The sequence below is a fragment of the Leptospira haakeii genome, from assembly GCF_002812045.1.
GTDB classification, from domain to species: domain Bacteria; phylum Spirochaetota; class Leptospiria; order Leptospirales; family Leptospiraceae; genus Leptospira_B; species Leptospira_B haakeii.
This window is the reverse complement of the sequence record NZ_NPEG01000005.1, coordinates 224,185-233,890: the sequence shown is the minus strand read 5'-3', so window position 1 is coordinate 233,890 and position 9,706 is coordinate 224,185. Positions and strand designations below refer to the sequence as shown.

General features: G+C 42.0%; 9 protein-coding genes. 6 read left to right on the top strand and 3 right to left on the bottom strand.

Annotated features, from left to right (window positions below; translation table 11 throughout):
- Positions 1 to 1,017, bottom strand: a 1,017-nt coding sequence (locus CH377_RS11130; RefSeq protein ID WP_100723880.1) for a transcriptional regulator, incomplete at its 3' end; no start/stop codon positions are given.
- A 295-nt stretch (positions 1,018 to 1,312) separates the two neighbouring features.
- Between CH377_RS11130 and CH377_RS11125 the strand changes: the two genes are divergently transcribed.
- The 5 genes from CH377_RS11125 to metF all read left to right on the top strand — a co-directional run bounded on the left by CH377_RS11125 (position 1,313) and on the right by metF (position 7,607).
- Complete coding sequence (locus CH377_RS11125; protein ID WP_100723858.1) at positions 1,313 to 2,065, top strand: ParA family protein; 753 nt, start codon at positions 1,313 to 1,315, stop codon at positions 2,063 to 2,065.
- Positions 2,049 to 2,894: a ParB/RepB/Spo0J family partition protein gene (locus CH377_RS11120; RefSeq protein ID WP_100723857.1), complete on the top strand. Its 846-nt coding sequence runs from the start codon at positions 2,049 to 2,051 to the stop codon at positions 2,892 to 2,894. Before CH377_RS11125 ends, CH377_RS11120 begins: the two co-directional genes overlap by 17 nt.
- 386 nt (positions 2,895 to 3,280) lie before the next feature.
- Positions 3,281 to 4,174, top strand: a complete 894-nt coding sequence (locus tag CH377_RS11105; RefSeq protein ID WP_100723879.1) for a helix-turn-helix domain-containing protein — start codon at positions 3,281 to 3,283, stop codon at positions 4,172 to 4,174.
- 21 nt (positions 4,175 to 4,195) lie between these two features.
- The gene (locus CH377_RS11100) at positions 4,196 to 6,703 is read left to right on the top strand and encodes a discoidin domain-containing protein (RefSeq protein WP_100723855.1); all 2,508 of its coding nucleotides are present in this window, start codon (positions 4,196 to 4,198) and stop codon (positions 6,701 to 6,703) included.
- Between the two features lie 31 nt (positions 6,704 to 6,734).
- On the top strand, positions 6,735 to 7,607 hold the full coding sequence (gene metF, locus CH377_RS11095; RefSeq protein ID WP_100723854.1) for a methylenetetrahydrofolate reductase [NAD(P)H]: 873 nt from the start codon (positions 6,735 to 6,737) through the stop codon (positions 7,605 to 7,607).
- Here metF and CH377_RS11090 read toward each other — a convergent pair.
- Positions 7,604 to 8,431 carry a 1,4-dihydroxy-6-naphtoate synthase gene (locus CH377_RS11090; protein ID WP_100723853.1) on the bottom strand — a complete coding sequence of 276 codons (828 nt, stop codon included), beginning with the start codon at positions 8,429 to 8,431 and terminating at the stop codon, positions 7,604 to 7,606. The two genes, metF and CH377_RS11090, sit on opposite strands and share 4 nt — an antisense overlap.
- Positions 8,432 to 8,597: 166 nt before the next feature.
- Between CH377_RS11090 and CH377_RS11085 the strand changes: the two genes are divergently transcribed.
- Complete coding sequence (locus CH377_RS11085) at positions 8,598 to 9,425, top strand: Cof-type HAD-IIB family hydrolase (RefSeq protein ID WP_207797612.1); 828 nt, start codon at positions 8,598 to 8,600, stop codon at positions 9,423 to 9,425.
- Here the strand turns inward: CH377_RS11085 and CH377_RS11080 are convergent.
- Entirely contained in the window at positions 9,405 to 9,695 is a 291-nt protein-coding gene (locus tag CH377_RS11080; RefSeq protein ID WP_243402026.1) for a hypothetical protein, read from the bottom strand. The genes CH377_RS11085 and CH377_RS11080 overlap by 21 nt on opposite strands.
- Positions 9,696 to 9,706: the final 11 nt, after the last annotated feature.

The following is a 9,706-nucleotide window of genomic DNA, read 5'->3' as shown; positions in this document are numbered from 1 at the left end:
TTCAGAAAGTGCCAAGTCAGGGCGGCCATGTAATTCGCAGACCTCTTGGAAAATCGGCCGGACCGCAGCAATTTTATCCGATTTTGCCCAATCTTTCCAGGCAGGTAATTCTAACTTATTTTCGGCCAAAAGAGAACGAAAATATAAAAACTCTTCTATTGATTTTTTGCCTGAGTTTTCTAAAAAAATAAGACGGGATTTTCCGGACTTTCTCTGAGAATATTCGAACAAGATTCTTTGTTGGGCCAAAGAATAATTCTCCGAATTTTCTAAAATTAAAGTCCCAGACTCGGCCATTTTTTCCCAATCGATTAAGGCCTTTTCTAATTTGGATGCCTGCTCCGGAAGGATCGAAACCGTTAAAATTGGCCTGCCGGGAAACTCCCTTTTTTGGATCCATTTTGCTAAGGTTTTTTTCCCGGAAGAAGCAGGGCCCGAAATACAAATGCTTCCAGATTCCTTGAATTTTTCTAACTGGGAATTTTTCCCATGTCCTAATCTGAAAATCAGCTCCCCCAATGGATCCGGACTCAGGTCCTCTGAGAGTTTATAAACTGCAGAAGGTTCCGATTCTTTTTTCAAAAGCCGGGCCACCTTTTGGCAGATTAAATGTAAGAGTAAAATTTGTTTTTCTTCCGCTTGGTTTGGAAGTTCTATCAGAAAGAACCCGAACATTCTTCCATCCAGCAACACCGGGGATAATAAACATCCCAGGGAATCATTTCGAAACAATTCCACTTCTTCTGATCTAGGCAAAAAGAATGGAGATTTACTTCCTTCTAAACGGCTCCGAATCTGAGAACCCTTGGTTAAAAAAGGATAGAAGAATCCATCTTCTCCATATCCCCAAGAACCCGCTTCTTCCAAGGAAGAAGGATCTGATTCGGAAACTAAAGTGGCCAATCCGGCCAAACCATCGATTAATCTTAAACATTCCGGAAATGCAAGAGGTAGCAATATCCTAAGTTCTTTAGGATTTGGATTCCCCCATATAAATTCTTCCGGAGCGGATAGCATAGAAGGGAAAATGTTTAAAATTAAGCATGGTGTCAACCATGTACCTGGACTTTCTTTCGAATGTCGGACATCCGACATTCGGGTCCGATTTTTCTGCAATTTTTAGAAAATTTAAGAATTAGTTTGAATGCTTCTCCCCTTCTTCTTACATGGAAATATAGTGTTGGCTTCGGTCCCGAAGTTGACTTTTTAATTTTTATTTTTGTTTAAATTCCCCCTTTATTCTCTCGATTTCTGAGGGTAGATGTAAGGACGGGATGTCGGACATCCGACAATTGAGATACAAGGGAACAGAATGATTGTAGTATCTATCGCAAACCAAAAGGGAGGAGAAGGTAAAACCACTACCTCTCTGAATTTAGCTTGGGGTCTCGCCAGAAGAGGTAAAAAAACTCTGCTGATCGATATCGATCCTCAGGCAAATTCTACAGGGATTTTCCTGAATCCGGAAGGGTTAGAAAAATCCATGCATAATATTTTCCAATCCAAAGCGAAGATTAGAGAAGTTATGGTTAAGACCGAGGTGGAAAATTTAAATATTGCTCCTTCTCGACTGACCCTTGCAGAGGCCGAAACAATTGCCGCAATTGTGGACGCGCCTTATATCCTAAGAGACGCTCTTGCTGATCTGGAAAAGGAAATTGATTTTTGCGTAATCGATTGTCCGCCTAGCCTTTCTATTTTTACCATCAATGCTCTTGTTGCTTCCAACTATGTGATCATTCCTCTCCAGGCGGAAAAATTTTCCGTGGATGGAATTTTAGGACTCCAACAAACAATTACTAGTATTAAAAAAAGGATTAACCCTAGTTTGGAAATCATGGGGGCGCTGGTCACTCAGCTAAAACCCCAGACACTTCTCACTAAAACGATCATCCCGGTTCTTACTAAATATTTTAGGATTTTTGATAATAGTATTTCTGACGGAGTCGCTGTGGGTGAATCTCACCTGGCAAGAAAATCAGTCTATGAATACAATAAATCTAGCCGCCAGGCCCAGGAATACGAAGGCTTCATTGAGGAATTTTTGAATGAGCTCAAAAAGTAAAAGACTAGGCTCTCTTGCAGACGTTTTCCAGGCGGAAAAATTAGAAGGTACGATTCGCAAGATCCGCCTGGATAAGATCCGCCCTTCCGAAAGCCAGCCCAGACAAGAGAGAAAAAAAGGTGTAGAAGAACTTGCCCAGAGTTTGGACAAGGACGGACTCCTTCAACCTATCCTAGTTACCAAAAAAGCGGATGAGGAATTTTATACAATTATTGCCGGAGAAAGAAGATACCATGCGGCTAGTCTTCTCAAATGGCCGGAAGTAGAATGTAAAATTTTAGATAAGGACGCGAAGGAAACTTTCCGGCTAGCAATTATTGAAAATTTACAAAGAGAAAATTTATCTCCTTATGAAGAGATAGAAGCGATGACCCATCTCAAAACTTCCTTCTCTTATACTGACCTGGAACTTGGGAACCTGTTCGGGAAAAGTAGAAGTTATATGACCGAACTTTTGGGAATTTCCTCTCTTTCCAAAGAAGATCTAAAGGTCTGCAAAGACGCTGGAATAGAATCCAAAAACCTTTTAGTACAAGCTGCCTCTGCAGCCAAAAAAGGTACCTTAAAAGATTTTCTTGAAAAATTCAATTCAGGCGAATTGAAAACCGTAAAAGACGCAAAAACTTTTAACCGAGCAGAAGAAGGTGGATTATTCTCTCCCGGACAAATTGGAACCAAAGTTGGATCCGAAAAACCGGCAGTTTCACCCTCCCCTTATAAGATCGTAAAAAAAGGCACAAGCGTCATCATCTCCACCGAAGACGAAGATTTTCTTTCAGAACTCCACAAGTTCGTTAAGAAAGAAATTTCTAAAAAATTCGGAAAATAAGATCCGATCCCTTCATAGAAATCCGTTAACGAATATTGTTAAACGAAATGAAATAGTACAAACATGTACTTAGCAAAAGATTTTATGGGACTTGGGCTGAAAAAATCGGGAATGAGTTGACGGAGCTGAAAAAAGCCCCAATATGTGACATAATATTCTAAACGGAAATGTAGTACTTTCTCCCAACCCGGAAGAGAGAAGGAAGAAACATTGCCGTCGGTCTGAGATAAAAAAACTCCCCTGGTTTGCCCAGGGGCCGGACCTTCCCGAAGGAATGTTGTTGGATGAGACATAAGTAACCTTATGTCGGATAAATGTCAACTACCTTCGAACCTTTTTGCTTAAAATTAATTTTTTTGCCTCCGGGGCAAAAGAGGATCCAAGGTATGGGCGAGCATTTTCCATATATAAAATTCCTCTCGGATATCATTGATTCCGGGGTTTGGGCCACTTTATCCCCAGCCGCGAAGACTCTTTATCTCGTCCTGCTTAAATTTAGTGACCAGACCTTTAAGCCGGTCTGGCCTAGTAATGAAAGTTTGATCCGACTCACTGGCTTAAAAACGAAAAAATCCATCAATGAAGGAAAGAAAGACCTAGTAAGAGCAGGCCTCCTTCAATTTGTTCCTGGGACCGGGCATAAAAATTCCACTTACTATTTTTGTTTCAACTACCCCGGTTCCAGAATTCCACCTCAGGGGGTTATTTTTGGAAACCCCGGAGGGGGACTGGGATCGGCCCCAGGGGTGTTGGCAGGTAGCCCGGAGGGGGGTCAAACTGGAAACCCAAACAATATAAATATAACCATCCATAATACCCAAAACCAAAAACCTAGTTTAGAAAAGAAAGAGTTGAGTTTAGATTCTTTAAGAGAACGTTACGGAGACGGTATCCTGTCCGAGGCAATGGAAATTGCGAAGGCACAAGGACTAGGAGATAATTTACATTATATAAGAGGAATTTGCAAAAATCTGTCCGGAAATAAACGGCCGAATTTTGAGCATGCCTCCCCTATCCAGTCTCAGGGCCCGGGACATTCTTCAGGAAAAGAAGCTTCTTGGATTGGATTTCTAGAATGGTGTAAAGGGAATCTTTCTAGAAGCAGCGTGGAAGTACTTGAGAAAATTCAAGTGGAACCGGATGGGAAGACTCTTTTAGTGAAGGACCCACTTCCCGAGACACTAAGGATGATCATTACAAAGTACTTCACAGACAAAATCCACCCCTCGATACTGGTTATATTTTCTGCAAAAGCCGAAGAAAACCGGGTACATGTTTAAAAGGACCACGTTAAAGCTCTTATGAATGAAGAATCCATCCGGATCAGCCATCCTCGACAAGTTAAAGTAAACGAAATTAAAACCAAAGGTACGTTCGAATTTAAGGAAGGAGGACTTCGTTCTTATTCCGAGCAGTTGGACCATCCTGGTGTCGGAGTCTTGACCTTAATTTTAAATCCAGGCTCTAGTTTTAATCAGATCAAATTACATCAGTCGGAACAATCCGGCACATTCTTCCCCGACTCTTTTAAATTCGAAATTTCTTTGGATGGAAAAGTTTGGGAACCGATCCTGCAAGAAACCGGTTTCAGAAGATTGAATAAAAAAGTGGGACAATGGAACTTCTCCTTGGTCCGCGCTAATTTTCTAAAATTGGTCAGTAAGGTTTCTGAAAAAGAAGGAGCCAAATTCAAAGTTTCTATCGGCGCTTTGGAAGTTGGGATTTCGGGAGTCACTAAATTAGAAGTGAGTTCCGAAAAGGACAGATTCTGGGTAAAAGAAAATCTAATCGATGAAAGACCTGATTATGGCTGGTCTTCTGTGGAATCAAATCAACCTAAGGAAGAATTTTTCCTGATGGATCTTGGCTCTATCAGTAGAGTGAATGAGTTGAGAGTTCTTACGCCGAAGGATGGTCATTTACCTTTCCCTGAAACTTTTACAGTATATTATAGCGAAGATGATCTGACCTGGAATCAACTTTTGGAAGAGAACCAATTCTTATCCGAATTGGGAACTTGGTACCAGTGGAGATTTTTACCTACGAATATTCGCTTTTTGAAATTCGTTTCCCGCCCTCGTAAAATCCAAAACAAAGAAAAATATTCCACAAGCATTGTAGAAGTAGAATTATACGCAGCTCCATACTTGAGCGAGCTCACTCATAAACCTACCGCAGAACCTTTACCTTACGCAACTGTTCTTAGGTCCGGGCTTGTGAGACTTGCAATTGACGGAGAAACTTCTGAAGGTGCCGCAGTTCAGGCAAATGACAGAAGGTTGAGAGATGGTTCCACCGAGTATAAAGGTATCGTAGAGCTTGCTTCTGATGGAGAAGATAAGGAAGGCGTTGTTGTTCAAGGTAACGACAGAAGATTGAAACATTCTACCGAGGCTTCTTACGGTCTGGTGCGTTTGGCTGCGAACGGCGAAAATCGGGCAGATAGAGTCGTGCAAGGGAACGATGATCGTTTAAAACCTTCTTCTACCCAAAGTTTTGGCATTGTGGAACTTGCGGAGAATGGTGAGACCAAGGAAGGCACTGTTGTTCAGGGAAATGATGATCGTTTAAAACATGCGACTAATCAAAAATTCGGTTTGGTCCAATTGGCCCCTCCTGGTGATGCAAGTCCTGGGAAAGTAGTTACTTCCGATGATCCTAGGCTGAGACATGCTACTACGGAAAATACAGGTATTTTAAGATTTGCTTCCAATGGAGAAGAGTCTGCAGATGCAGCAGTCCAAGGAAATGATAAGAGATTAAAAATTTCCACACCTCAATCTTATGGGATTGTGAAGTTGGCTCGTTCCGGTGAAGCAAAAGAAGGTGCAGTTGTACAAGGCGATGATGAAAGACTGCGTAACGCTAGTACTGAATATCCCGGTATAGTAACTGTTGCACCTAAAGGAAAATCCATCCCTGGTCATGTGGTTTCTTCTGACGATCCTAGATTATCCGATGCAAGGCTGCCTCTTCCGCACACTCATGATTACGCTCCTAAAGAGCATGATTTCAGTTCTCACACTGGATATTTAAGATTAAAGGGTTCCGTAGAAGCTCCTTACGCAAATATCTCCCCTCCTCCTGAAAATGCAGGACTTGCATATGCAAGAAATGAGAGCGAAAAAGGCGCAGGTATTGTAGGTTCCGGTAGATTCTCCGGTATCCTAGGCTTTGGAGAAAAATTCGGGGTCAGAGGTGATAGCGCTTCCGGAGAAAAAGATTCTGCAGGTATTTTAGGTCTGGCCAAAAGAGGATTTGGTGGATGGTTCCATTCTAGATCCGGGCACGCGGTTTATGCGAGTGGCAAAGGGATTCCGAGCCTGAACGAAACAGGTTCAGGTAAAGCGATCTTGGCAGAAGGTGATTCTGATTTCCTTGGGACGGTGTATCTCCAAACCGGAAAAGGTACTGATTGTATCGCTAAATTTTTTCCTGTCCAGTCTTCCGATGTGATTGCGGAAGGAGATCTTCTTGCAATGGGAGAAGATGGTAAACTTCATAAATCCAGACAACCAAACGCTACGAATATAGTAGGCGTCGCAGTAAAATCTGCAGCATTGGTATTGGGAGATAAACCTCAAGCGGAAGGACAATGGCTAGTTGCAATTGCAGGAGTGGTACTTGCGAATGTAGAAGCCCAATCTTATCCTGTACAGCCTGGTGACCTATTATGTTCTGGTCTTACCGGAGGCCATGCGGTCAGAGTTGCTCCTGAAAATTTAAAGCCAGGTGTGCTTGTGGCAAAATCCCTGGGCTTACAAAGAAACGGCAGAGGGCCTATTCAAGTCCTACTCTGCTGCAGCTAAAAAATTCCCCATTTTGTGGGGATAGGTTAGAATGAAAAAGATATTAGAAATTTATAAAACGGCAAAAACGCCGGTGTACTCTTTCGAGTTTTTCCCACCTAAAACTCCGGAAGGAGAAGTGAAATTATTCGAAGCTGTGGGCGAATTGTCCAAGGTGGATCCTGGTTATATCACCGTGACTTACGGGGCGGGAGGGTCCACTCGCGAAAAGACGATTCGTATCACTTCCGAATTGGCCAAAAAATTTTCACTCCCTGCCGCGGCACATTTTACCTGTGTGGGTGGAAATAAGGATGAGATCCGAGTTATATTAAAACAAATCTCCGAATCGGGGATTGAAAATTTAATGGCGCTTCGAGGAGATCCTCCTAAGGGAGAAGAGGCCTTTAAAAAGGTAGAGGGTGGATTTGGTTACGCAAGTGAACTTATCTCTTTTATCAAAGAAGAAGGTTTCGATTTTTGTATGGGCGCCGCTTGTTATCCTGAAAAACATCCGGAAGCAACAAGTTTAGAATCCGATGTGGATAATCTAAAACGTAAAGTGGATTCGGGTGCTTCTTACCTGGTTTCTCAATTATTCTTTAAAAATTCTAACTTTGAATCTTTCCTAAATTTGATCCGCAAAAAAGGGATTAATGTGCCTGTGATCCCAGGGATCATGCCTATCACTTCTTTTGCTCAGATCGAAAGATTTAGGTCAATGGCTGCCTGTGAATTTCCTGACAAATTAGTTTCCGATTTGGAAAAAGTGAAAGATCAGCCAGAAGAATTTTATAAAAGAAGTGTCGACTTCTCCGTAAACCAATGCCGTGAGCTGGTTAAAATGGGAGCTCCTGGAATTCATCTTTATACTCTGAACCAATCTCCTGCGAGTTTGGATATAGTTAGAGAACTGAAAAATTAAAGGAATAAGTCCTTCTCTTTTTCGGCTGGAAGTAATCCGGTCTCGAGGGCTTTTTGTTGTAATAAACGAATTGCCCTTTCCCCTTCTTTCCCTAAACTTTTAGAAAATTCGTTCACATACAGATCTATATGTGCATCCGCCACTTCTCTCGTTGTGGTTTGAGAATGTTTTAAGATATAGTCGTACATACCTTCTCTGTTTTGGTAAGCGAGAGAAAGGCTTTCCTTAATCGCCGAATCCAGGTCATGTTTTGTCTGAGAAGAAAGATCTCTGCGAATCGCGATACATCCAAGTGGGATATGTGCACCTGTTGTGCCTTCCCACCATTCTCCTAAATCTTCTACCTTGGCTAATCCTCTTGATTCATAAGTGAATCTTTCTTCGTGGATGACGATCCCGAAATCAGCCTCTCCATTTTTCACCTTATCTAAGATGAGATCATAGCGTGTGGGAACCGGCGTAAAATCCCCTTTTAAATATAGATGTGTAAGTAAGTTGGCGGTGGTCCAAAGCCCAGGTACCAAAATTTTTTTTCCGTTAGGAGTTCCTACCGAGGCTCCCGCTTTTTTGACGATGATCGGGCCACAGTTCCTGCCAAGCGCAGACCCGCTGTCCAAAAGAGAATATTTGTCTGCCACATGGAATAGAGCCGCGAATGAAATTTTCGTGGCTTGGAATTTTCCTTTGTCTGCGAATTGGTTCAGTTGTTCTACATCGTATAGTTCTTCTTTGATGGAAAATGGTGCTTTGGTTTTTCCGGAGATAAGATGATAGAAGATGAATGTGTCGTTCGGACAGGGAGAATATGCCAGACTGAGTTCCATTCTTCCAGGCAATCAGTTTTGATTCTTTTGGAAACGAAAAAAGGAGGTGGAAGGAACTCCTGCCCTCAGGTCTATTGGAAAAGAATCGCAGGCACACTTGGATATTATCTCGAATTCTCATAAATTTCCAAAATTGGAAGGGCTTCTCCCCTTTCATACGATTGCTATGGATCTGGACGGAACACTTCTGGATTCTAGGGCTTCTATCTCCAGCTTGAATCATTATGTTTTACAGTCTGCATTGGATCAGGGAGTTGGTCTGATCATCGCTACGGGTAGAAGGTTCTCCTCTGCACTTCCATATGCTCAGGAATTCCGCGGGAATGTAACTGTGGTGGCCAATAATGGGCAGGTGCTCCGGAGTTCTCCGAATGGAGAAAGAATTTCGGAAACATATATTTCCGAAAAAGCAACATTTGCTGTTTTATCTTTAGGAAAGAAGAAGGGCTACTCCCCCCTCCTTCACGTAGACCGCTTCGAAGAAGGAATCGATATTTTAATCGAATCTCCGATCACGGATGAAAAGTATCATAATTATTCAGGCGGAGATATCGCGAGAACAAAGGTGGTTTCAGATCTTCTGAAACATTCTTCCGATCAAGCACTCGTAGTATGTTATCTTTCTTTAATGAAAGAGGAATTGGTTGAGTTAGAAAAGGAACTTCTTTCCTTGCCCGAGTCTTCTGAATACAGGACGGTGATCACTAAAATTCCGGGAGTGTCTTATTGTCTGGAAGTTTTGGAGAAGGGAGTTTCCAAGTGGACAGCAATCCAATCATACTTAAAAATTTCTGGTTTGGATGAGACGGGAGTTATTTCTTTCGGGGACGAATTGAATGATAGAGAGATGCTTTTTCATTCGGGTTATGGATTTGCGATGAAAAATGCAGTGCAGAGTTTGAAAGAAGGCGCTTCTTATATCACTAAATATTCGAATAATGAAGATGGGATAGCGATGACTCTTTTGGAATTATCAGTGCTTTCGTTTAGATAAGGCTTTTTGATTTTTATCAATCTTTACTTCGCAAGCGGAGCAGGCAGCCTCGTAACAACCGAAACTTGTCTCTGTTCTTTGGGTTTTGCTAAATAAACTTTTAATGGAAGAAACGAGCGGAAAGCTCAAATAAACCGCTGCAGAGCCAACTACTAGATAAACAATTTTATCTTGGAAGCCTATGTCCCAAACCATAAGGTCATTTTGAAATTCGTTCTCAACACATGCAAGAGGAATATTTTTCGGATCTCTCTGACAGTATTTTGACAAATAAGGCCCTG

Bases quoted from the DNA above. Each gene is read 5' to 3' on its own strand.
- CH377_RS11100 (WP_100723855.1), top strand. From the start codon at position 4,196: ATGAATGAAGAATCCATCCGGATCAGCCATCCTCGACAAGTTAAAGTA.
- CH377_RS11105 (WP_100723879.1), top strand. From the start codon at position 3,281: ATGGGCGAGCATTTTCCATATATAAAATTCCTCTCGGATATCATTGAT.
- CH377_RS11085 (WP_207797612.1), top strand. From the start codon at position 8,598: ATGGATCTGGACGGAACACTTCTGGATTCTAGGGCTTCTATCTCCAGC.
- CH377_RS11120 (WP_100723857.1), top strand. From the start codon at position 2,049: ATGAGCTCAAAAAGTAAAAGACTAGGCTCTCTTGCAGACGTTTTCCAG.
- CH377_RS11125 (WP_100723858.1), top strand. From the start codon at position 1,313: ATGATTGTAGTATCTATCGCAAACCAAAAGGGAGGAGAAGGTAAAACC.
- metF (WP_100723854.1), top strand. From the start codon at position 6,735: ATGAAAAAGATATTAGAAATTTATAAAACGGCAAAAACGCCGGTGTAC.
- CH377_RS11090 (WP_100723853.1), bottom strand. From the start codon at position 8,431: ATGGAACTCAGTCTGGCATATTCTCCCTGTCCGAACGACACATTCATC.